This window comes from Kitasatospora sp. MBT66 (assembly GCF_000710405.2).
GTDB classification, from domain to species: Bacteria; Actinomycetota; Actinomycetes; order Streptomycetales; family Streptomycetaceae; genus Kitasatospora; species Kitasatospora purpeofusca.
Map to the genome: position 1 here is coordinate 740,070 of NZ_JAIY01000004.1, position 20,367 is coordinate 760,436.

Sequence of the window (20,367 nt, forward strand, 5' to 3'; positions counted from 1 at the left end):
CGGGGCCGGCACCACGGGCGGCACCGGCGGTGACGGCGGCGCCGTGGCGACCGACCCCAACGCCCCGGCCGCCGGCACCGACCCGAACGCGCCGGCCGACGGGACCGACGGCCAGGGCGTCGAGGAGGTCGTCGACCCGCAGACCGGCCAGGTGGTCGCACGCGGCCGCGGCAGCGGCACCGCCACCGAGGTGGCCGCCGACGTGGTCGAGGTCGCGGGCCGCCCGGAGGACTGGACCCTGAGCACGCTGACCGCGCTCGAACTGCTCGCCGTCGTCATCGTCCCGCCGCTGCTCGGCCGCCGGCTGCTGCGCCGGCGCTCGCAGACGGGCGGCCGGTCATGACGGCGCCCGCCCTGGAGAAGCCCGCGCCGTCCCCGGCGGACGCGGCACCGCCCGCCGCCCCGGCCCCGGAGTCCGCTCCGGCCGGGTCGGACGGCTCCGGCCGGACCGCCAAGCGGATCAGGTTCCTGCAGGCGGCCTGGGCGGTGAGCCTGCTCGCGGCGCTCACCATGGGCTTCGTCGGTTACCTGTTCACGCTGTCGCACGTCCAGCAGAAGCACTTCCAGTCCACCGCCTACAAGTCCTTCCGGGACCAGCTCGGCAAGGCGACCGCCCCGACTGGCAAGGCCGCCGACGGCTCCCCCGTCGCGCTGCTGGACATCCCGGCGATCGGGCTGCACCAGGTGGTCGTGGTGGAGGGCACCACTGGCCGGGACCTCATGCGCGGCCCCGGCCACCGCCGGGACACCGCGCTGCCCGGGCAGACCGGGGTGGCGGTGCTGTTCGGCCGGGGGGCGACCTTCGGGGCGCCGTTCGGCGAGCTGAACAAGCTGCGGGTCGGCGACCGGATCGAGGCCACCACCGGCCAGGGCAAGTTCACCTACACCGTCAATGTGTACGGCGACCAGGACCACCCGATCGTCGACCCGGTCCGCAACCGGCTGGTGCTGGTGACCAGCGACTCCAACTGGATCCCGGAGTCGACGGTGATGATCGGGGCCCGGCTGGACGGCGACCCGGTGGTCAACCCCGGCGGACGCCCCGCCACCGTGCCGTACGACAAGGCGCTGGCCGCCGACAAGGGCGCGCTGGCCGCGCTGCAGCTGTGGACGCTGGGACTGCTCGGCGCGGTGGTCGCCGTCGTCGTGCTGGCCCGGTACTGGCACCGCTCGGCCGCCTACCTCAGCCTCGCGCCGGTCGTCGGCGCGCTGCTCTGGGCGGTCTACGAGAACGCCGCCGCCCTGCTGCCCAATCTCTACTGACGCGCGCCCGGAGGACCGTACCGATGACGGATGCACCGATGACCGACGTACCGCCCAGCCACGGGCCGGGCGACCCGGCCGAGACCACGATCACCCTGCCCGCCGTCCCCGCGGGCGCCGACTACGTCGGACACGACGGGCAGCAGCTGCTCTACCCGCAGGACGCGCACTACCAGGGCTACCCCGAGGAGTCCGTGCTGGCCGGGCTGGAGACCCGCGAGGTCTCCGCCTGGTTCGGCGCCCGCAAGGTGCTGGAGCGGGTCTCGCTGACCATGCCGGCCGGCGAGGTGACGGCCCTGATCGGACCGTCCGGCTGCGGCAAGTCGACCTATCTGCGGATCCTCAACCGGATGCACGAGATGGTCCGCGGCGCCGCGCTCTCCGGCGAGGTGCTGCTGGACGGCGACGACGTCTACCGCCCCGGCCGCCGTCCGGCCGAGGTGCGCCGCCGCATCGGCATGGTGTTCCAGCGGCCCAACCCGTTCCCGGCGATGTCCATCAAGGACAACGTCGCCAGCGGGCTCAAGCTCGCCGGCATCAAGGTCACCAGGGACGAGCGCGAGCACCTGGTGGAGACCAGCCTGCGCCAGGCCGGCCTCTGGGACGAGGTGGCCGGCCGGCTGGAGGCCCCGGGCGGCTCGCTCTCCGGCGGCCAGCAGCAGCGGCTGTGCATCGCGCGGTCGCTGGCCGTCTCGCCGGACATCCTGCTGATGGACGAGCCGTGCTCGGCGCTCGACCCGACCTCCACCCGGCGGGTCGAGGAGACCATCGCGGAGCTGCGCGGTCAGCTCACCATCGTGATCGTCACCCACAACATGCAGCAGGCCCAGCGCGTCTCGCAGAGCTGCGCGTTCTTCCTGGCCACCCACGACACCCCGGGCCGGATCGTCGAGCACGGGCCGACCGAGCAGGTCTTCCACCACCCGCGCGACCAGCGGACCTCGGACTACGTCAACGGCCGCTTCGGGTAACCGGCGGCCCCGCTCGCTCGCCCGCCCGCTCGCCCGCTCGGCTACTCGTCGCCGCGGTGCCGGAGGATCTCCTCCAGCACCGCGGCGACGCCGTCCTGCTCGTTGCTCACCGTGTGCAGCGCCACCGCCGCCAGCACCTGCGGATGGGCGTTGGCGACGGCGTACGCGGTACCCGCCCAGGCCAGCATCTCCAGGTCGTTCGGCATGTCGCCGAAGGCCACCACCTCGTCCCGGCCGATCCCCCGCCCGGCGCACCAACGGGCCAGCGTGCTGGCCTTGGTGACGCCGGGCGCGCTGATCTCCAGCAGCGGGATCGGCGCCGAGCGGGTGATCTCGGCGAGGTCCCCGGCGGCCTCCCTGGCCTCGCCGAGCAGCTTGTCCGGGTCCAGGTCCGGGTGCTTGGCGAGCAGCTTGAACAGCCCGCGCACCGGCCCGCCCTCGCCCAGCAGCCGCTCCGCCGGACCGACCGGGTGGTTCTCGTCCTGCCCCCACATCCGGACCTCGTACCCGGGCTCGCGGGCGAACCCGGCCGGGTACTCGAAGGCGAACGCGATGCCCGGCAGCTTGGCCCGCAGCCGCCCGACCACCGCGAGCGCCTCCGCCTCCCCCAGCGGGAACGACTCCAGCAGCTCGCCGCGGTGCACGTCCACCACGGCGCCGCCGTTCGAGCAGATCGCCACCCCGTGGCCGCCGATGTGCGCGCTCACCTGCTGCATCCAGCGCGGCGGACGGCCGGTCACGAACACCACCTGGATCCCGGCCGCCTCGGCGGCGGCCAGGGCGGCGGCGGTGCGCCCGGTGACGGTGCCGCCGGAGCAGAGCAGGGTGCCGTCCAGGTCGGTGGCGATCAGCCGGATCGGGGGAGCGGTGCGCGGTGTGGTCACCGACCCATCTTCGCCCACGCACCGCCGACCGGTCACCGGGGCGGTCGGCCCGGCCCCGGATCGATCTTTGCGGCACGTTTCGGCCCCGGCCGCACCGGTTTCCGGCCGATCACCCCGCCCCCGGGGTGTCCCACCGCCCCCGACCGGGCAGGACTCCCCTCGGCCACCCCGTCGGCAGGAAGAGCCATGCCAACTCGCCAGGTCCGAGACGAGAGCCCCCCGACCGCCCCCGAGGACGCCCCGCCGCCCTCCCGCGAGCCGGTCCTGATCGGCGACATCCTCTTCGACACCCTCGCCGAGCTCGCCCGCCGCACCACCCCGACCCACCCCGTCCGCCTCCCCGCCCAGCGGCCGCACCCCTGAGGCAGGGGCCCGGTGCGGTCGGCGTCACCGCGTTCGGCCAGGTCCGGCTCAGATCGCGATGAGCCGGACCCGGTCGCCGCAGAGCCTGGCCATGTCGTCGACGTCCGAGGTGAGCATGGCCACCGGCCCCGGCTGGCGGAGGGCCATCTCGGCGACGGTAGCGTCGATGGCGTACTTGTGGCCGTGCAGACCGGCCTGCTTGAGCAGTGCCGCGGAGGCCCTGGCGGCATGCTCGGTCACCGGCTCGATCCTGACCTGTGAGAGGACCCAGTTCAGTCGGGCGGTGTTCGCTTTGGCGTGCGAGATCTCCACGATGGTGTTGGCGCCGATCACGAGACCGGCTGCCATCGAGTGGAACGCGCTGATCATCGCGAGCACCGCACGGTCCTGCGAGATCCAGGCGGACATCCCCTGGGAGTCCAGTACGACGGTCTCGATGCGCTCGCTCACGCGGCGGCCGCTCCGCTGCCGGATTCGGACGAACCGAAGATCCTTGCGTGCGCGGCTGTGAGTTCCTCCTCCGTGAACGCGCCGTGCTCCTCCTCGTACCGGCGCAGCTCGTCACCGAGCAGTTGATGCCTGATCTGTCGGGCGACCGCCTCGGCGACGTAGCCGGAGACGTTGTCCGTGAGCTTTTTCAGCTCGGCCACCTGCTCGGTGGGCAGGGTGACGGTGATCCGCGTGGTGGCTGCCATAGGGCAAGCATACCGCCGGTATGCACGTCCCGGTGGTGCGAGAGACAGCAGGCGGCCCCGCCCGCCGGCGCGGGCGGGGCCACCGGTTCAGGGGGCGAGGCGCTTCAGCGCCGCGGTGGTGATGCCTTCGACCGAGGCTGCGGGGCCGGTGAGCTCGACGAGGGCGACCCGGGTGCCGCTGCGCAGGACGGCGACCCCGCCACTGGCGGCGCCGTCGCCGTTGTAGGACGGGTACCAGTGGGCGGTGCCGCCGGCGGCGGTCAGGGTGTGGGCCGCGCCGTAGTACCAGTGGCCGGCGGGCTCGTGCTGGCAGTCCTGGACGAGCGCGACGAGCTGCTGCTCCCAGCCGGCGGCCACGGGCCCGGTGGGGGCGCTCGCGGCCGACTCGATCAGCAGGCCCTCGGTGGCGAAGGTCCAGGTCACGGAGGCGTACGCGGTGGCCCGGCCCTTGGTCAGGTCGTGCATCGTCTCCTCGCCGGAGCACGCGGACAGCCCCTGGCGACCGGTCAGCGCGACGGTCGCGCCGACCGGGTGCAGGCCCTGCTGGACCTGGTCCTCGCTCTGGACGAGGGCGGCGGAGCCGAGTCCGGTCGCGGTGGCCGTGACGGCGGCAGGCCGGGCGGCGACCGCCGTGCTGGGCGCGGCCCCGTCGGCGGTGGCCGACCGGGCGCCGACGACGCCGACCGCGGCCAGTGCGGCGGCGAGGCAGGCCGCGGCGGCGACCCGGTTGCGGCGGACGGACTTCTGCTGGACGGCCCGGTTCTCGGTCATCTGGTCCCCCTGCTGGTCGGGACGCCTGCTGCGTCCTCGTACAACCGGGGAGATGCCGCCGGAGGACGGAAAGTCGGATCCCCGGCCGGCTGTTTCACAGCCGTGACAGAGCGGTCCTGACGACGCGGTCCATCGCGGCCGTCCCCAGGCAGGTGTGGACCTCCAGCACCCCGTAGTGAGTCCCGCTGCGCAGTACGGCGACGCCGCCGCAGGGCTCCTCGCCCAGCGGCGCCCGGCCGGTGGTGTTGAGGAGTCCCTCGTAGGTGCCCATCCAGCTCGCGGTGACGTCCGGGGCGAACCGCACCGTCGTGGTGTCTCCGTAGACCCAGTGCCCCGGCGGCTGCTTCTGGCAGGTCACCTGTTCCTGCAGCAGCCGTTCGGTGAAGTCCTGCGCCAGGGAAGGGCTCGGGGCCTCGGCGGCGACCTCGCGGGCGACCTGGTCGACAAGCTCGGTCGCCCACGTGGGGTCGTCCGGGTCGGTGCGGAGGCTGGTCGTCAGTCCGCGGAAGTGGGCACCTGGCACGCCGAGGGTCTGGGTGAGGGTCTTCTCGCCGGTGCAGGCCGGGTTGGCGTAGGTCCCGTCGCCGTACCGGTCGGTGACGTGGATCCGCGCGGTGGCGACCTCCGGGCGGAACGCCACGGCTTCCAGGAGGTTCGCGGTCGTCACGGGCCCGGGCGTGCCGGGAGCATCGGTCGGCGAGGCAGAAGCGGGGACAGGAGCGGAGCCGGGCGTCGTCGTCGCGGGAGCGGACCGCCCGGCCGCGTGCGCGGTGCCCCCGCCGGGCGGCGGCAGGACGAACCGGCCGGTCGCCAGCCCGAGCACGGCGGCCGCCACCAGGGCGGCGACGGCGGACCGGGTCCGGACCACGGCGTGGCCGCCGACGCCCGCCGCGGGACCGCCGTTCACGGACCGGTGACCAGGCGTTCGCGCATGAAGCGGCGGGCCTTCTGGATCCGGTCCTTGACCGTGCCCATCGGGGTGTCCAACTGCTCGGCCACCTGGGCGTAGGTCAGGTCGCCCAGGTCGCGCAGCACGAAGGACTCCACCAGCGCGGGGTGCTGCTGCTCCAGCGCGGCCAGCGCCTCCATCACGTCGAGCCTGGTCCCGGCGATGACGCTGGTGGTGCGCGGGTCGACATGCTCGGGGAGGTCGGCGTGGCTGTCCTCGGCGCGCCGGCGCATCGAGCGGTAGGTGGACCGGGCGGCGTTCGAGGCGATCACGGTCACCCAGCCCTGGAAGGAGCCCCGGCCGTCGTACTTGCCCAGGTGCGTGCTGATGGACAGCAGCGCGTCCTGCGCGGCCTCCTCCGCGTCGGCGTGGTGGGGCAGGAAGCGCGAGCAGCGGCGCAGCACCACCGGCCGCAGCTTGGCCAGCAGGTACTCCATCGCCCCCGGGTCGCCCGCCCGGGCGGCCGCCACGAGCCGTTCCGGCTCACCTTCCTCGAACACCCGGATCCCCCGTTCCGTCCCGCCCGGTATCGCGTCCGCCGAAGAGGAGTTCCGCACTCCCCCCGACTCCGGCAGAATGCTGCCACATGCGCAAGCTCGGCCGTTACCTCCTGCTGGAGCGGCTCGGGGCCGGCTCCTTCGCCACGGTCTGGAAGGCCTACGACCCGGAGCTCGACACCGAGGTCGCGGTGAAGGTGCTGGCCGAGAACTGGGCCGCCAACGCCGATGTGCGCGAGCGGTTCCTGGCGGAGGCGCGACTGCTGCGCCGGATCGCCAGCCCGCGGGTGGTCCGGGTGCACGACGTCGGGGTGCAGGAGGACCGGCCCTACTTCGTCATGGACCTCGTACGCGGCGGCACCCTGGCGGACCGGGTCGGGCAGTGCGAGCCGCGGGAGGCCCTGCGGCTGGCCGCGGAGGCGGCCCACGCGGTCCAGGTCCTGCACGAGGCGGGTGTGGTGCACCGCGACGTCAAGCCGTCCAACCTGCTGCTCGCCACCGACCCCGCGCCCGCCGCGGTGCTGGTGGCGGACCTGGGCAGCGCGAAGCAGCTGGCCGACGCGTCCGGGCTGACGGTGACCACCGGCACGCCCGCGTACATGGCGCCGGAACAGGCCTTCCAGACCGGCGGGTTCGACGGCAGGGCCGACGTGTACGCGCTGGCCGTGGTGGCGTACGAGCTGCTGACCGGTCAGAAGCCGTTCGGCCCGGGCGGGCGCGCCACGGCCATGATGACCGACCGGCCGACCGCCTCGACGCTGCCGGAGCTCCCGGCCGGGGCGGAGCTCCCCCCGCACGTCGCCCTGCTGCTGCGGGCCGCGATGTCCGTCGAGCCGGCGGACCGGCCGCCGACCGCCCGGGCCTTCGCGGACGCGCTGCTGGCTCCGGCCCCGCAGCCCCGGCCCCCGGAGGAGGGCCGCGGGTGGCCGACCCCGCGCACGGTCCGGCTGACCCCGCGCGCGGTCTGGCTGGCGTCCGGCGCGGTGTTCACGGCGACGACCCTGCTGAGCTGGCTGCGGCGCTGAGTCCGACGGGGGGCGGTCCGCACCGGCGGTCGTGTCCTGGAGCGGAATCCGGCCGCGAACGCGTGAAGGCCCCCGGGACCGATCTCCGGAAGGACCGCGCACGAGCGGCCTTCAGGGCATACCGGGTACCGAGGACGCGTCGGCTGTATCGCTCAGCCCAGCTTGGCCAGGCCCTCGGTGGCGATCTTCTCGAAGACGACCAGGTCGTTCTCGAAGATCGAGTCCGGGACCGGCCAGTGGATCACCAGCTCGGTGATGCCCAGCTCCCGGTACCGTCCCGCCCAGTCCACGAACGCGTCCACCGACAGCAGCGGCTTCTCCGCGGTCGAGCCCTGTAGCAGCACCTTCTCCAGCTCGCCGACGTCCCGTCCCCGTGCCTCGCAGGCCGCCGTCAGTTTCTCGATCTGCTTGGCGATCACCTCGGGCGCCTGCTCCACCGGCACGTCCGCCGGCCCGCGCGGGTCCCCGTACGTCACCCAGCCCTGCCCGTACTCCGCCGCCAGCCCCAGCCCGCGCGGACCGGTCGCCGCGACGTAGAACGGCACCCGCGGCGTCTGCACGCACCCGGGGACGTTCCGCGCCTCCACCGCCGAGTAGTACCTGCCCTCGCGGGTCGTGGCGTCGCTGGTCAGCAGCTCGTCCAGCAGCGGCAGGAACTCCCCGAACCGGTCCGCCCGCTCCTTCGGCGACCACGCCTCCTGCCCCGTCGCCGTCGCGTCGAAGCCCGTCCCGCCGGCCCCGATGCCCAGCGTGACCCGCCCGCCGGACACGTCGTCCAGCGTGATCAGTTCCTTCGCCAGCGTTACCGGGTGGCGAAAGTTCGGCGAGGTTACGAGCGTTCCCAGCCGGATCCCCTCGGTGGCCGTGGCCGCTGCCGTCAGGGTCGGGATCGACCCGAACCACGGCTCGTCCCGGAACGACCGCCAGGAGAGGTGGTCGTAGGTGTAGGCGGCATGGAAGCCGAGCTCCTCGGCTCGTCGCCAGATCTTCTGTCCCTCGCCCCATCGGTGGATGGGGAGGATCACGGTACTCAGACGCATGCCATCGACCCTAGTCGGACGTGCTTGCGGACGCCGAGTACCGGGCCTCAGGCGGTGGCGTGTGTACGCCGTCCACCAGCCGTCGTGGAGCGCAGGGCCCTGACACGTGCGGCACCTGCAGTCGCTGCATCCGCTTCCCCGCGACCCGTGGTGGGTCGGGGTGCGGGGCCCGCGCAGGGGCGGAGCTTCGTCGTGTTGTGCGGCAGCCCAACCCCGCAGTGCCGACCTCAGGTCGGAAAGGGCTCCATATCCAGGATGTCCGGGCGGGTGTCAGTGGTCCGGGGGAGTGGAGCGGGTGTAGCGCGAGGCGAGTCGGCGCAGGTGTGCGACCAGCTCCGGCGGATCGGTGACGTCGAAGTCGAAGTCGAGCATGCCCAGGTGGACGGCGAGGCTCTGCACCGTGTCGGCGCCGGTGGTCAACAGGCACCTGCTCGCGTCGACGGCCTCCACCGACCCGACCGCGGGGTTGATCCGTTCGATCACCGCCGCCGCCGGCGCGTGGACCTCCACCCGCGCGTGGTAGCGCCAGGCGGCGCCCGACACCCGGCGGGCGACGTACGAGGCCGCGTCGCCGCCGGGCAGCTCGCGCGGGGCGAAGCGCGGCCCGGCCGGGGTGCGGGGCCGGATCCGGTCGACCCTGAACGTTCGCCAGTCCTCGCGTTCGACGTCCCATGCCACCAGGTACCAGCGCTGTCCCCAGTTCACCGCCCGGTAGGGCTCCACGATCCGGAGGGTGGAGGAGCCGCCGTGGTCCAGGTAGTCGAAGTGCAGCCGTTCCCGGTCGCGGCAGGCGGACACCAGCGTGGTCAGCACCTCCGCCGAGACGGCCGGCGCGGGACGGTCGGCGGGCACGGTCACGGTGTACGCCTGGAGCGCCCGCACCCGTCGACGCAGCCGTGAGGGCAGCACCTGCTCCAGCTTCGCCAGCGCTCGCAGCGCGTCCTCCTCGGTGCCCGGGACGGCGCCCTGCGCGGCGGTGCGCAGCGCGACCGTCACCGCGACGGCCTCCTCGTCGTCCAGGAGCAGCGGGGGCAGCACCGCCCCGGCGCCCAGCCGGTACCCGCCGGTGGATCCGCGCGTGGCGTCCACGGGATAGCCGAGCTCGCGCAGCCGGTCGATGTCGTTGCGGACGGTGCGCCCGCTCACCCCCAGACGCTCGGCCAGTTCGGAGCCCGGCCAGGTGCGCGGGGTCTGCAGGAGGGCGAGCAGGCGCAGCAGTCGTGCGGAAGTGTCCAACATGAGACTCAGCCTGATTGCTCATTAGGAAGCTGTCGTGCCTGTATTGAGAATACTGTTTCACCCATGGAGATCACCAGCAGCACCGACACCCGGATCCGCCCGTACCGCATCGACATCGCGCAGGAGGAGCTCGACGACCTGCGCCAGCGGCTGGCCCGCACCCGCTGGGGCAGCGAGATCCCCGGCGCCGGTTGGGGCCGGGGAGTACCTGCCGACTACCTCAAGGCCCTGGCCTGGTACTGGGCGGAGGGCTTCGACTGGCGCGAGGCGGAGGCGGAACTCAACGAGTTCCCCCAGTTCACCACTGAGATCGACGGCCAGAACGTGCACTTCCTGCACGTGCGCTCGCAGAACCCGGCGGCCCGGCCGCTGCTCCTGCTGCACGACTGGCCCTGCTCGTTCGTGCAGTTCGTCGAGGTGATCCGGCCGCTGACGGAGGATTTCCACGTCATCGTGACCTCGACCCCCGGCACCGGCTTCTCCGGTCCGCTCGGCGAGGCCGGGTGGAACACCGGCCGCATCGCGGGCGCGTTCACCGAGCTGATGAGCCGGCTCGGCTACGCCTCCTACGGCGTCCAGGGGACGGGCGGTGGCGCCTGGATCGCCGCAGAGATGGGGCGCCAGGCACCCGAGCGGGTTGTCGGCATCCACGTCAATGGCCTGATCACCTTCCCCTCCGGGGACCCGGCCGAGTTCGAGGGCCTCACCGCCGCCGAGCAGGAGCGCCTGGCCCGGCTGGAGGACTTCCAGCAGGACAAGATGGGCTTCAATGCCATCCAGTCCACCCGCCCGCAGACCCTTTCCTATGGCCTGCACGATTCGCCGGTCGGCCAACTCGCCTGGATCATCGAGAAGTTCAAGGAGTGGACCGACCCGGCCGCCGAACTGCCCGAGGACGCGGTGGGCCGCGACCGCCTGCTGACCAACGTCAGCGTCTACTGGTTCAGCGGCACGGCTGGCTCCTCGGCGAATCTCTACTACGAGGCCGGCCACGACGCGAGTGCCTGGGCTCCCAAGCCGCGCGGCACCGTGCCCACCGGTGTCGCTGTCGCCCTGCACACCGATGTCGCCATCCGCCGCTTCGCCGAGCGGGACCACAACATCACCCACTGGACCGAACTGGAGCGCGGCGGAAACTTCCTGGCGCTCGAACAGCCCCAGGCCTTCGTCGCGGATGTCCGCACCTTCTTCGGCACCCTCGCCGGCTGACACCCCGTCGGCCCGCCCCCGGCCGCCCGGATGCCCGTACAGGTGAAGGGTGCCCCGCTTTCCCGGGGCCGGCCCGAAACGGCACAGTGCCGCGCCGGGGGCCGTCGGAGTGCCCTGGTCCCGCGCCGCATGATCGGCCGTACACGCACAGCTCGCACGGCGGAAGGTGAACAGATGAGAGCCAGGATCGGGTACGCGGCATGGATCGTGGGCGTGGCGCAGTTCTTCGCCGTTCACAAGATCGCCGAATTGGCATGGGCCAGGCCCTACAGCTGGGCACACAACAACATCAGCGACCTGGGGAACGCCCTGTGCGCCTTGCAGCCGGAGCCTGAGCCGCGCTACATCTGTTCCCCCCAGCACGCTCTGATGAATGGTTCATTCGTCACCCTGGGAGTGCTGCTCGTCCTCGGCGTCATCCTGACCGCCGGTGTCCTGTGGCGCAGGAACCGGACCGCCGCTACGGCCCGCGTCCTGCTCGCCGGCGCGGGCGCGGGATTCGCGCTGGTCGGCCTGGCTCCCGCGGACACCAACGAGAACCAGCACGTCCTGGGCGCCCTCCTCATCATGGCAACAGGCAACATCGGCCTCGTTCTCACAGGCTTCGGCCTGTCGCAACGCATACCGTCCGCTCTGCGATGGGGCTCCACCGCACTGGGAGCCACCGCCCTTGCGGCCCTGGGACTGTTCTTCTCCCACCAGTACGCCGGCCTCGGCATGGGAGGCACGGAACGGGCCGCCGCATTCCCCCTCCTGCTCTGGACACTGATTGCCGGCGTGCGCGGCCTGATCACCGGCCGGACGGACAGATCGCAGACGACACCAACAGCGCACCTCGGCCGCGCCGGTTGATCCGCCCGAGCGAGAACCGGCCGGCCCCGGAACGCGCCTTCCGAGCCCTCTCCGTTCATTCGGCTGGACGCCTTCGTGGACCGGGCCGGGAGTTGGGGATCACCGAGCTGGTGGTGCACTGGCCGGTGCCGGACTCGATCTTCGCCAACGACCTGGCGGTGTTCGAGCGGATCGCCACCGAGGGCCTCGCCCAGCTGGGCTGAGGGGTGCGGCGCGCGGGCGGTGCCGGGCCGCCCGCGGCCGTGGTCCCGAGGAGCCGGCCCCTAGGGGACGGGCGGGGCGGTGTCATCCCGGAGTTGCAGGCGGGCTCGTCATCGCAGCCCATGTTCACAAGGGCACACGCGCACTACGTTGAGCCTGTGTCCACTGTCATCAAGACGGACGGCCTCACCAAGAGGTTCCCCCGGGTGACTGCCCTCGATCAGCTGACCGTTGAGGTCGAGCCCGGGGTGGTCGGTCTGGTGGGAGCCAATGGCGCCGGCAAGTCCACACTCATCAAGATCCTGCTGGGGCTCTCCCCGGCGACCTCCGGGACCGGGCGGGTGCTCGGGCTGGACATCGCCACCCAGGGGTCGGCGATCCGTGAGCAGGTCGGCTACATGCCGGAGCACGACTGCCTGCCGCCGGACGTCTCGGCCACCGAGTTCGTGGTCCACATGGCGCGGATGGCCGGGCTGCCGGCCGCCGCCGCCAGGGAGCGGACGGCGGACACGCTGCGGCACGTCGGCCTGTACGAGGAGCGGTACCGCCCGATGGGCGGCTACTCGACCGGTATGAAGCAGCGGGTGAAGCTGGCGCAGGCGCTGGTGCACGACCCGAAGCTGGTGCTGCTCGACGAGCCGACCAACGGGCTGGACCCGGTCGGCCGGGACGACATGCTGGCGCTGATCCGCCGCGTGTACAGCGACTTCGGCATCTCGGTGCTGGTCACCACCCACCTGCTGGGCGAGCTGGAGCGCACCTGCGACCACCTGGTGGTCATCGACGGCGGCAAGCTGCTGCGCTCCTCGTCGACCGCCTCCTTCACCGGCGCGACGGCCACCCTGGCGGTCGAGGTGACGGACCACCCGGAGGACCACGGCCTGGACGCGAGCGCCGCGGTGCGCACGCGGCTGGTGGCGGCGGGCCTGTCGGTGGAGACGGAGGGGCCGCGGATCCTGCTGGTCCGGCTGGCGGGCGACGAGACCTACGACGCCATCCGGGACGCGGTCGCGGGGCTCGGTCTCGGCCTGGTCCGGCTGGAGCAGCGGCGGCACCGGGTCGCGGAGCTGTTCACCGCGAACGCGGACGGCGCCGAGAGCAGTGCCAGCACCGACAGCACCCGGACCACGGAGAACGAGGGGAGTACCGCAGATGTCGCTGCCTCCTGAGTTCCGCCCGGCCGACACCGGCGTCATCCACGACATCGGCTACCGCGGCTACACCGGGCCCCGGCTCGGCCGGGGCTACGCCGCCCGCTCGCTGTTCACCCAGAGCCTGCGCGCCGCGTACGGCCTCGGGCGGTCCGGCAAGTCCAAGGTGCTGCCGATGCTGGTGCTGGGCGTGGCCACCGTGCCCGCCCTGATCATCGTCGCGGTCGCCGTGGTCACCGGGGTCGACAAGCTGCCGGTGGACTACGCCCAGTACCTGAGCGCGATCGGGCTGGTCGTCTCGATCTTCCTGGCCTCGCAGGCGCCGGTGCTGTTCTCCCGGGACCTGCGCCACCACACCGTGCCGCTGTACTTCTCCCGGCCGATCACCCGCACCGACTACGTCCGGGCCAAGTTCGGGGCGATGGCCTGCGCCCAACTGCTGCTGATGCTCGCGCCGCTGCTGGTGCTCTACATCGGCTCGCTGCTGGTCGGGCTGAAGTTCGGGGACCAGACCGCGCACTTCTTCTACGGTCTGACGGCCGCCGTGCTGTACGCCCTGGTGCCGACCTCGGTCGCGGTGGTGATCGCCGCCACCACGCCGCGGCGGGGCTTCGGGGTGGCCGCGATCATGGGCTACCTGGCGGTGACCACCGCGGTGGTCGGGGTCGTGGTGGGGCTGGCCACCACCACGGTCGGCTTCGACGAGCCGCTGCCGACCTACCCGCAGTGGGCGGTGCTGCTGTCGCCGGGCGGGCTGGTGGAGAGCCTGACCAACGAGCTGTTCGACCTCGGCACCGGCCCGGAGCGGATGCACGCTCCGGGCGGGCTCGGCCTGCTGGTGTTCACCCTGGTCGCCGTCGCGATGGTGGCCGGCTCGTACCGGCTGCTGCTGCGCCGCTACCGAAGCATTTGAATCTTTCGAGCGTTTGAGAGGGCGTCATGGCCACCATCACCATCGACAAGGTCTCCCGCTGGTTCGGGAACGTGGTCGCCGTCAACGACGTCAGCATGTCGATCGGCCCCGGCATCACGGGCCTGCTCGGCCCGAACGGCGCCGGCAAGTCGACCCTCATCCACATGATGAGCGGCTTCCTGGCACCGTCCACCGGCACGGTCACCCTGGACGGCGCGCCGATCTGGCGCAACCAGGAGGTGTACCGGCAGATCGGCCTGGTCCCCGAGCGGGAGTCGATGTACGACTACCTGACCGGCTGGGAGTTCGTGCTCGCCAACGCCGAGCTGCACGGCCTGCCCCACCCGGGCGCCGCCGCCCGCAAGGCGCTCGCCCTGGTCGAGATGGAGTACGCCCAGGAGCGGCGCACCGGCACCTACTCCAAGGGCATGAAGCAGCGGGTCAAGATGGCCTCGGCGCTGGTCCACGACCCGGCGGTGCTGCTGCTCGACGAGCCGTTCAACGGCATGGACCCGCGCCAGCGGCTCCAGCTGATGGACCTGCTGCGGCGGTTCGGCGCGGACGGCCGGACGGTGCTGTTCTCCTCGCACATCCTGGAGGAGGTCGAGCAGCTGGCCCGGCACATCGAGGTGGTGGTGGCCGGCCGGCACGCGGCGTCCGGGGACTTCCGCAAGATCCGCCGGCTGATGACCGACCGCCCGCACCGCTACCTGGTCCGCTCCAGCGACGACCGCAAGCTCGCGTCGGCGCTGATCGCCGACCCCTCGACGGCCGGCATCGAGCTGGACTGGCAGGAGAAGGCACTGCGGATCCAGGCGGTGAACTTCCAGGGCTTCACCACCCTGCTGCCGCAGGTCGCCCAGCGGGCCGGTATCCGGCTGTACACCGTGGCCCCGGCGGACGAGTCGCTGGAGAGCGTGTTCTCCTACCTCGTCTCCGCGTAACCCCGGCACCCGGCACCCGGCCCCCGGGCCGCCGATGCCGCCGCCCGCCGACCGGCACCCCTCACCAGGACCAGGAACCCCAGGAAGGCCGACCCACCATGAACCCGACCGTCGCCAGGCTGACGCTGCGCGGCCTGCTCGGCCGCCGCCGCGGCTTGCTGCTGCTGGTGGTCCCCGTCCTGCTGCTGCTCGTCTCGGCGTTCGCCGCCGCGTCCAGCGGGAACCACCACGACCTGGTCGTCGACATCCTCGGCAAGCTCGGTCTGGGGACCCTGCTGCCGATCCTCGGACTGGTCGTCGGCACCGGCGCCATCGCCACCGAGATCGACGACGGCTCGATCGTCTACCTGCTCGCCAAGCCGCTGCCGCGCTGGAAGATCATCACCACCAAGCTGACGGTGGCGATCGGCATCACCTGGGCCTTCTCGGCGGTGCCGATGCTGCTGTCCGGGTTGCTGATGTACGGCACCAAGGAGGGCCTGGCGCTCGCCTACACGGCCGCCGCGCTGGTCGCCGGGGCCGCGTACAGCGCGCTGTTCCTGCTGCTCGGCGTGGTGACCCGGCACGCGGTGGTGGCCGGGCTGGCGTACGCGCTGGTGTGGGAGTCGGTGATCGGCAACTTCGTCGAGGGCGCCCGCAAGCTGAGCATCCAGCAGTGGGGGATGGCGGTGGCCGAGTCGGTGGCCGCCGAGGGCTCGCTCACCTCGGTGGTCTCGCTCGGCGCGGCCGTCGTGCTGCTGCTGGTGGTCGCGGTGGCGGCGACCGTGCTCGCCTCGGTGAAGCTGGCCGGGCTCACCCTGGCCTCGGAGGAGTAGGACACCTCCCGGAGCACACGTACGAACGGCCCGCACGGCTCACCGAGCCCTGCGGGCCGTTCCGTCCGCGTCAGAGGGTGCGGTCCCGCCCGGCGCCCCAGCCGGCGACGGCGACCACGCCGGTCAGGACCAGCATCAGCGCCAGCACCGTGGTCCAGCCGCCGGTCGCCTGGCGCAGCGCGCCCGCCCCGACCGGTCCGGCCGCCGCGACCAGGTAGCCGACCGCCTGCGACATCCCGCCCAGCTGGGCGGCGCCGGCGGCGCTGTCGGTCCGCAGCACGATGAACGCCAGGCCGAGGCCGAGCGAACCGCCCTGGGCGACGCCGAGGATGACGGCCGCCACCCAGGCGCCGGGCACCGGGGCGATCAGCAGGACGGCGATGCCGACCGCGTTGAGCAGGGCCATCGCGACGGCGAGCGCCCGCTGGTTGGTCATCCGCCCGGCGAACAGCGGCACCAGGAAGGCGCCGGCCACCTGGACCAGGTTGGAGAAGGCGAAGACCAGACCGGCCTCGCCGCGGTCCATCCCGTGGTCGGCCAGGATCGTCGGCATCCACGCGACCAGGGTGTAGACCAGCAGCGACGAGATGCCCATGAACAGGCTGATCTGCCAGGCCAGCGGCGAGCGCCAGATCCCCTGGATCGGCCGGACCGGGGCGACCGGCGGGTTGGTCACACCGACGGCACCGACGGCACCGACGGCACCCGCGCCGTCCCGGGCCGCCCGGGCCGCCCGGGCCCGCAGCACCTGCGGCAGCCAGGCCACCGCCGCGACCAGCGCGAGCAGCGACCAGGCGCCGAGCGAGGCCTCCCAGCCACCGCCGAGCGCGTGCTCCAGCGGCACCGACAGACCGGCCGCCATGGTCGCGCCGACCAGCATGGTGGTCGAGTAGACGCCGGTCATCGCGGCGGCCCGGTCCGGGAACTCGCGCTTGACCAGTCCGGGCATCGAGACGTTCAGTACGGCGATCGCGACCCCGATCACCACGCACCCGGCGTACAGCGCCGCCACCGAGGGCAGCACCCGCAGCAGCACCCCGGCGCCGAGCACCAGCACCGCGCCCAGCACCACCCGCTCGGTGCCGAACCGCCGGGTCAGCCGGGGGGTGAGCGGCGCGCCGACGCCCTGGAAGAGCACCGGCACGGTGGTGATCAGTCCGCTCGCGGTGGCGGAGAGACCGAAGGAGCGCTGGATCTCGCCCACCATCGGCGACACCGCCGCCAGGCAGGCGCGCATGTTCAGGGCGACCAGCAGGATGCCGGTCAGCAGCAGCGCGGGGTGGGCGAGCCGGGAGCGGACGGGGAGCGGGACGGCGGTGGTGACAACCGGCTGCTGGGCACGGGTGACGGCCATGGGTGGTGCTCTTTCGTGGGATTCGGAGTGCGTCCGGGCAGGCGGACGGAACGGAAGGGGGGCCTCGGCCCGCTCACTTCCGGGCGGCGATGGCGGCGAGGAGCTGCTCGACGGCCGCGGTGGGTTCGGCGAGCAGCTCGCGACAGGCCCGTTCGGCCCGGTCCGGGTCGCCGCTCTCGATCGCGTCGACCAGTGCCGCGTGGGTCGCCACGACCACCTCGGGCATGTCGTGGTCGCCGAACGCCGTCCGCATCGACTCGCGCACCGAGGCGCCGAAGTAGCGGTACACCTCGGTCAGCGCCGGGTTGTGCGCGGCCTCGACGACGGCGGTGTGGAACTCCAGGTCGTGCTCGACGGTGGCCTCGCGGCCGGCCCGCTCGGGGTGCGAGGCGATCACCTCGGCCTCGCGGGCCAGCGCGGCCCGCATCCGGACGATGTCCTCGGGGGTGTGCCGCAGCGCCGCCAGCCGGGCGGCCTCGGCCTCCAGGGCGGCCCGGACCTCCAGGACGTCCCGCACGCCGGAGCGCTGCACCCCGCGCAGTACGGCGGCCGGGTCGCTGGTGGAGCGGACGAAGGTGCCCTCGCCCTGCCGGGAGACCAGCATGCCCGCGTGCACCAGCACCCGGATCGCCTCGCGGACGGTGTTCCGTCCGATGCCGAGGCGTTCGGCGAGCTCGTGCTCGGTCGGGATCCGCGAGCCGACCGGCCAGACGCCGCCGCTCAGCTGCTCCCGCAGCTGGTCGATCGCGGTGTCCACCAGGGAGCGCCGCCCGGCGGTCTGCAGCGTGTCGTTGCCGCTGTGCGCGCTGCTCATGGCGGGCTCCTCCCGGTCTGTCGGGCTCGGTGGTCGAGGTGTGGTGCGTCGGGGCGTGGCGGTCGAGCGCCCGGTGTGTCGAGGCTCGGTCGTCGGTCATCCTACAACCGCTTGCCCGGTCATCCTACAACTGGGGATGAACGGCCCGGGAACCGTCCGCGGCGGCCTGGCGTTCCTCCGGACGACCGGCGCTCCGGACCGCCCCGGAAGGATCCGGGAGGACGGGCCCGGTCCACACCCCCTGATGCGAGGAGAACGTCCGCATGGTGTTCAAGAAGCTGCTCGGTGCCCTGGGCGTCGGCGGTCCCGGTGTCGACACCGTCCTGAGCACGCCGGTCGTGCGGCCCGGCGGGACGATGGCCGGCACGGTCGAGCTGACCGGCGGGACGGTGGAGGCGGACATCCGGGGGATCACGCTGACCCTGGTCGCCCGGGTGGAGATCGAGCACGAGGACGGCGAGAGCACCGGCCTGTACCCGTTCGCGCGGTTCTCGGTCACCGCCCCGCTGAAGCTGGCGCCGGGCGAGAACCGCTCGATCCCGTTCTCCGTCCAGGTGCCGTGGGAGACCCCGGTCACCGCCGTCGCCGGGCAGCGCCTGCACGGCATGCAGCTCGGTGTGCGCACCGAGGTCGACATCGCGGGCGCGCTCGACAAGGGCGACTCGGACCCGCTGGAGGTCGAGCCGCTGCCGGTGCAGCACCGGATCCTGGAGACCCTGCTCCAGCTGGGCTTCCGGTTCCGCGCGGCGGACCTGGAGGCCGGGCACATCCGCGGCACCGGGCAGACCCTGCCCTTCTACCAGGAGATCGAGTACTCGGCGGCGCCGCAGTACGCGCACTCCTGCAACTCGCTGGAGGTCAGCTTCGTGACCACCCCGGACAAGGTCGAGGTGGTGCTGGAGGCGGACCGCCGGGGCGGCCTGTTCGGCGGCGGCGGGGACGTGATCCGCACCCATGTGGTCGGCCACGGCCAGGCGGACGAGGACCTCACGGCGCTGGTGGACGGCTGGATCCGCGCCGCGCTCTGAGGCCGCGCGGGACCGGTTCCGGTCGCGGCCCCGCTCCCGGTCCCGCTTGCGGGGCCGGGACCGCGCCGGTCCGGGGCCGGGGTCAGCCGTAGGAGACGTTGCTGCAGATGTCGTCGTCACCCGACCTGGCCTCGCTGACCACCTCGGTGGGCAGCGGGGCCGGGCTGCCGGCCGGGCCGGTGGCGGTCGGCGGGGCGGAGCCGCCCGCCGCGTAGTCCCGGCCGAGCCGCAGACTGATCCCGGCCGCCTGCCCCGGAGCCACCGCGGAGCCCGGGAACAGCGCGGCGACCTTCTCCGCGGCGGCCCGCTGCCCGGTGCCGTACTCGACCGTGGTGGTCGCCCGCGCGGTGCCGCGGCTGGAGGTCCCGGCGACGGTGACCCGGGCCGCCCGCAGGGTCTCGGCGGCCCGGGCGGCCAGGCCGGCGGCGTTGGTGGCGTTGTACACGGTGACCCGGATCGGCGCGCCGTCGGCGCCGACCGCCGGGGAGGGCTCGGCGCTCGGCGTCGGTGTGGGTGTGGGCGTCGGCTCGCCCGCGGCCTCCTGCTGGCCGGTGGCGTCCTGGCCGTCGATGGTCCGATCGGCCTGCAGGGTCCGCCACAGGGTGTCGACCGCCGGGTGCACCAGATCGATCCGGGCGCCGGAGTAACGCCAGGGCGTGGTCAGGAACTTGACCTCGTGCAGATCGATGCCCTTCAGCGTCAGCGCGAAGTCCACCAGCTTGGCGGCCGAGTCGAGGCCGGGGTCGACGGTCATCGAACGGGTCGCGGCGTCGGCCAGCGGCAGCAGGGTGCCGGGGCTCAGTCCCTTGCTCTTGATCTTCGCCAGCAGGGAGGCCAGGAAAGCCTGCTGACGCTTCATCCGGCCGACATCCGAGTCGTCCCCGATACCGTGCCGCAGCCGCACGTAGTCCAGCGCCTGCTGCCCGGAGACCCGCTGGCGGCCCTTGGCGAGCACCACCTTGCCCTTCCGGCCCAGATTGGGGTTGATGTTCCCCTCGTGGATGTCGTTCGGCAGGCAGACGTCGACCCCGCCGACGGCGCCGGTCATCGCGGCGAAGCCCTCGAAGTTCACCTCGATGGTGTGGTCCACCCGGATGCCGGTGAGCCGCTCCACCGTGTTCAGCGTGCAGGCCGGGTTTCCGGTCTCGGAATTGCCCACCGAGAAGGCCGAGTTGAACATCTGTGCGGGCTGCTCCCGGGTCCACTTGCCGTTCGGCAGCTTGCACCGGGGCACGGTCACCAGGGCGTCGCGCGGGATCGAGATGCCGACCGCGTGCCGGTGGTCCGCGTACACGTGCAGCAGGATCGTGGTGTCCGAGCGGGCGCCGGTCTCGTCGCCGCCGCCCAGGTCGCTGTTCTTCCCGGAGCGTGAATCGGAGCCGATCAGCA

22 protein-coding genes and 2 pseudogenes are annotated in these 20,367 nt (G+C 73.0%); 13 read left to right on the plus strand and 11 right to left on the minus strand.

Features of this window, described 5'->3' with window-relative positions:
• The 3 genes and pseudogenes from BI06_RS50500 to BI06_RS09955 all read left to right on the plus strand — a co-directional run.
• Positions 1 to 343 (plus strand): annotated as a pseudogene (locus BI06_RS50500) (phosphate ABC transporter substrate-binding protein); the annotation flags it as partial.
• Complete coding sequence (locus BI06_RS09950) at positions 340 to 1,263, plus strand: class E sortase (RefSeq protein WP_043467042.1); 924 nt, start codon at positions 340 to 342, stop codon at positions 1,261 to 1,263. The pseudogene BI06_RS50500 and the gene BI06_RS09950, both read left to right, overlap by 4 nt.
• Before the next feature lie 194 nt (positions 1,264 to 1,457).
• Entirely contained in the window at positions 1,458 to 2,234 is a 777-nt protein-coding gene (locus BI06_RS09955; protein WP_199523273.1) for a phosphate ABC transporter ATP-binding protein, read from the plus strand.
• A 41-nt stretch (positions 2,235 to 2,275) separates the two neighbouring features.
• On the opposite strand, the gene BI06_RS09960 is transcribed toward BI06_RS09955, so the two are convergent.
• Entirely contained in the window at positions 2,276 to 3,118 is an 843-nt protein-coding gene (locus tag BI06_RS09960) for an HAD family hydrolase (protein ID WP_233290083.1), read from the minus strand.
• A 186-nt stretch (positions 3,119 to 3,304) separates the two neighbouring features.
• Between BI06_RS09960 and BI06_RS50505 the strand changes: the two genes are divergently transcribed.
• On the plus strand, positions 3,305 to 3,481 hold the full coding sequence (locus BI06_RS50505; RefSeq protein ID WP_158516410.1) for a hypothetical protein: 177 nt from the start codon (positions 3,305 to 3,307) through the stop codon (positions 3,479 to 3,481).
• A gap of 48 nt (positions 3,482 to 3,529) precedes the next feature.
• Here the strand turns inward: BI06_RS50505 and BI06_RS09965 are convergent, their stop codons facing one another.
• The 5 genes from BI06_RS09965 to BI06_RS09985 all read right to left on the minus strand — a co-directional run bounded on the left by BI06_RS09965 (position 3,530) and on the right by BI06_RS09985 (position 6,453).
• A complete protein-coding gene (locus BI06_RS09965) occupies positions 3,530 to 3,931 on the minus strand; it encodes a hypothetical protein (protein ID WP_043467048.1) in 402 nt (133 codons plus the stop codon).
• Entirely contained in the window at positions 3,928 to 4,176 is a 249-nt protein-coding gene (locus tag BI06_RS09970) for a hypothetical protein (protein WP_043467052.1), read from the minus strand. The genes BI06_RS09965 and BI06_RS09970 overlap by 4 nt, the downstream gene beginning before the upstream one ends.
• 87 nt (positions 4,177 to 4,263) lie before the next feature.
• On the minus strand, positions 4,264 to 4,947 hold the full coding sequence (locus BI06_RS09975) for a hypothetical protein (protein ID WP_043467055.1): 684 nt from the start codon (positions 4,945 to 4,947) through the stop codon (positions 4,264 to 4,266).
• A 94-nt stretch (positions 4,948 to 5,041) separates the two neighbouring features.
• Positions 5,042 to 5,854 carry a hypothetical protein gene (locus tag BI06_RS09980; protein WP_043467058.1) on the minus strand — a complete coding sequence of 271 codons (813 nt, stop codon included), beginning with the start codon at positions 5,852 to 5,854 and terminating at the stop codon, positions 5,042 to 5,044.
• A complete protein-coding gene (locus BI06_RS09985) occupies positions 5,851 to 6,453 on the minus strand; it encodes an RNA polymerase sigma factor (RefSeq protein ID WP_233290084.1) in 603 nt (200 codons plus the stop codon). The genes BI06_RS09980 and BI06_RS09985 overlap by 4 nt, the downstream gene beginning before the upstream one ends.
• 29 nt (positions 6,454 to 6,482) lie before the next feature.
• On the opposite strand from BI06_RS09985, the gene BI06_RS09990 reads away from it, so the two are divergent.
• Positions 6,483 to 7,418: a serine/threonine-protein kinase gene (locus BI06_RS09990; RefSeq protein ID WP_051740611.1), complete on the plus strand. Its 936-nt coding sequence runs from the start codon at positions 6,483 to 6,485 to the stop codon at positions 7,416 to 7,418.
• Between the two features lie 152 nt (positions 7,419 to 7,570).
• Here BI06_RS09990 and BI06_RS09995 read toward each other — a convergent pair whose 3' ends face one another.
• Complete coding sequence (locus BI06_RS09995; protein WP_043467060.1) at positions 7,571 to 8,458, minus strand: LLM class flavin-dependent oxidoreductase; 888 nt, start codon at positions 8,456 to 8,458, stop codon at positions 7,571 to 7,573.
• Positions 8,459 to 8,728: 270 nt separating this feature from the next.
• Positions 8,729 to 9,697, minus strand: a complete 969-nt coding sequence (locus BI06_RS10000) for a YafY family protein (RefSeq protein ID WP_043467062.1) — start codon at positions 9,695 to 9,697, stop codon at positions 8,729 to 8,731.
• Positions 9,698 to 9,760: 63 nt separating this feature from the next.
• Here BI06_RS10000 and BI06_RS10005 point away from each other — a divergent pair, with 63 nt between their 5' ends.
• The 7 genes and pseudogenes from BI06_RS10005 to BI06_RS10030 all read left to right on the plus strand — a co-directional run bounded on the left by BI06_RS10005 (position 9,761) and on the right by BI06_RS10030 (position 15,782).
• Complete coding sequence (locus tag BI06_RS10005) at positions 9,761 to 10,906, plus strand: epoxide hydrolase family protein (protein ID WP_043467065.1); 1,146 nt, start codon at positions 9,761 to 9,763, stop codon at positions 10,904 to 10,906.
• Positions 10,907 to 11,119: 213 nt separating this feature from the next.
• On the plus strand, positions 11,120 to 11,758 hold the full coding sequence (locus BI06_RS10010) for a DUF998 domain-containing protein (protein ID WP_158516411.1): 639 nt from the start codon (positions 11,120 to 11,122) through the stop codon (positions 11,756 to 11,758).
• Positions 11,759 to 11,835: 77 nt separating this feature from the next.
• Positions 11,836 to 11,961, plus strand: a pseudogene (locus tag BI06_RS47930) (LLM class flavin-dependent oxidoreductase); the annotation flags it as partial.
• Between the two features lie 120 nt (positions 11,962 to 12,081).
• Positions 12,082 to 13,128: an ABC transporter ATP-binding protein gene (locus tag BI06_RS10015; protein ID WP_051740613.1), complete on the plus strand. Its 1,047-nt coding sequence runs from the start codon at positions 12,082 to 12,084 to the stop codon at positions 13,126 to 13,128.
• Entirely contained in the window at positions 13,112 to 14,023 is a 912-nt protein-coding gene (locus BI06_RS10020; RefSeq protein ID WP_030392315.1) for an ABC-2 transporter permease, read from the plus strand. Before BI06_RS10015 ends, BI06_RS10020 begins: the two co-directional genes overlap by 17 nt.
• A 26-nt stretch (positions 14,024 to 14,049) precedes the next feature.
• Positions 14,050 to 14,967: an ABC transporter ATP-binding protein gene (locus tag BI06_RS10025; RefSeq protein WP_043467068.1), complete on the plus strand. Its 918-nt coding sequence runs from the start codon at positions 14,050 to 14,052 to the stop codon at positions 14,965 to 14,967.
• Between the two features lie 98 nt (positions 14,968 to 15,065).
• Positions 15,066 to 15,782 carry an ABC transporter permease gene (locus BI06_RS10030; RefSeq protein WP_030392313.1) on the plus strand — a complete coding sequence of 239 codons (717 nt, stop codon included), beginning with the start codon at positions 15,066 to 15,068 and terminating at the stop codon, positions 15,780 to 15,782.
• 70 nt (positions 15,783 to 15,852) lie between these two features.
• Here the strand turns inward: BI06_RS10030 and BI06_RS10035 are convergent, their stop codons facing one another.
• Together BI06_RS10035 and BI06_RS10040 are read right to left on the minus strand one after the other, a co-directional pair.
• Positions 15,853 to 17,136 (minus strand): MFS transporter, encoded by a 1,284-nt coding sequence (locus tag BI06_RS10035; protein WP_043467071.1) that lies wholly within the window; start codon positions 17,134 to 17,136, stop codon positions 15,853 to 15,855.
• Positions 17,137 to 17,209: 73 nt separating this feature from the next.
• Positions 17,210 to 17,950, minus strand: a complete 741-nt coding sequence (locus tag BI06_RS10040; protein WP_043467074.1) for a FadR/GntR family transcriptional regulator — start codon at positions 17,948 to 17,950, stop codon at positions 17,210 to 17,212.
• A gap of 263 nt (positions 17,951 to 18,213) precedes the next feature.
• Between BI06_RS10040 and BI06_RS10045 the strand changes: the two genes are divergently transcribed.
• Positions 18,214 to 18,978, plus strand: a complete 765-nt coding sequence (locus BI06_RS10045; protein WP_030392310.1) for a sporulation protein — start codon at positions 18,214 to 18,216, stop codon at positions 18,976 to 18,978.
• A gap of 82 nt (positions 18,979 to 19,060) precedes the next feature.
• On the opposite strand, the gene BI06_RS10050 is transcribed toward BI06_RS10045, so the two are convergent.
• Positions 19,061 to 20,367 (minus strand): LCP family protein (locus BI06_RS10050; RefSeq protein WP_043467077.1); only part of this gene is annotated, 1,307 nt, incomplete at its 5' end.

Excerpts from the sequence above, each read along its gene's own strand:
- BI06_RS09950 (WP_043467042.1), top strand. The coding sequence starts at position 340 with ATGACGGCGCCCGCCCTGGAGAAGCCCGCGCCGTCCCCGGCGGACGCG.
- BI06_RS50505 (WP_158516410.1), top strand. The coding sequence starts at position 3,305 with ATGCCAACTCGCCAGGTCCGAGACGAGAGCCCCCCGACCGCCCCCGAG.
- BI06_RS09970 (WP_043467052.1), bottom strand. The coding sequence starts at position 4,176 with ATGGCAGCCACCACGCGGATCACCGTCACCCTGCCCACCGAGCAGGTG.
- BI06_RS09975 (WP_043467055.1), bottom strand. The coding sequence starts at position 4,947 with ATGACCGAGAACCGGGCCGTCCAGCAGAAGTCCGTCCGCCGCAACCGG.
- BI06_RS09990 (WP_051740611.1), top strand. The coding sequence starts at position 6,483 with ATGCGCAAGCTCGGCCGTTACCTCCTGCTGGAGCGGCTCGGGGCCGGC.
- BI06_RS09995 (WP_043467060.1), bottom strand. The coding sequence starts at position 8,458 with ATGCGTCTGAGTACCGTGATCCTCCCCATCCACCGATGGGGCGAGGGA.
- BI06_RS10000 (WP_043467062.1), bottom strand. The coding sequence starts at position 9,697 with ATGTTGGACACTTCCGCACGACTGCTGCGCCTGCTCGCCCTCCTGCAG.
- BI06_RS10005 (WP_043467065.1), top strand. The coding sequence starts at position 9,761 with ATGGAGATCACCAGCAGCACCGACACCCGGATCCGCCCGTACCGCATC.
- BI06_RS10015 (WP_051740613.1), top strand. The coding sequence starts at position 12,082 with ATGTTCACAAGGGCACACGCGCACTACGTTGAGCCTGTGTCCACTGTC.
- BI06_RS10020 (WP_030392315.1), top strand. The coding sequence starts at position 13,112 with ATGTCGCTGCCTCCTGAGTTCCGCCCGGCCGACACCGGCGTCATCCAC.
- BI06_RS10025 (WP_043467068.1), top strand. The coding sequence starts at position 14,050 with ATGGCCACCATCACCATCGACAAGGTCTCCCGCTGGTTCGGGAACGTG.
- BI06_RS10030 (WP_030392313.1), top strand. The coding sequence starts at position 15,066 with ATGAACCCGACCGTCGCCAGGCTGACGCTGCGCGGCCTGCTCGGCCGC.
- BI06_RS10035 (WP_043467071.1), bottom strand. The coding sequence starts at position 17,136 with ATGGCCGTCACCCGTGCCCAGCAGCCGGTTGTCACCACCGCCGTCCCG.
- BI06_RS10040 (WP_043467074.1), bottom strand. The coding sequence starts at position 17,950 with ATGAGCAGCGCGCACAGCGGCAACGACACGCTGCAGACCGCCGGGCGG.
- BI06_RS10045 (WP_030392310.1), top strand. The coding sequence starts at position 18,214 with ATGGTGTTCAAGAAGCTGCTCGGTGCCCTGGGCGTCGGCGGTCCCGGT.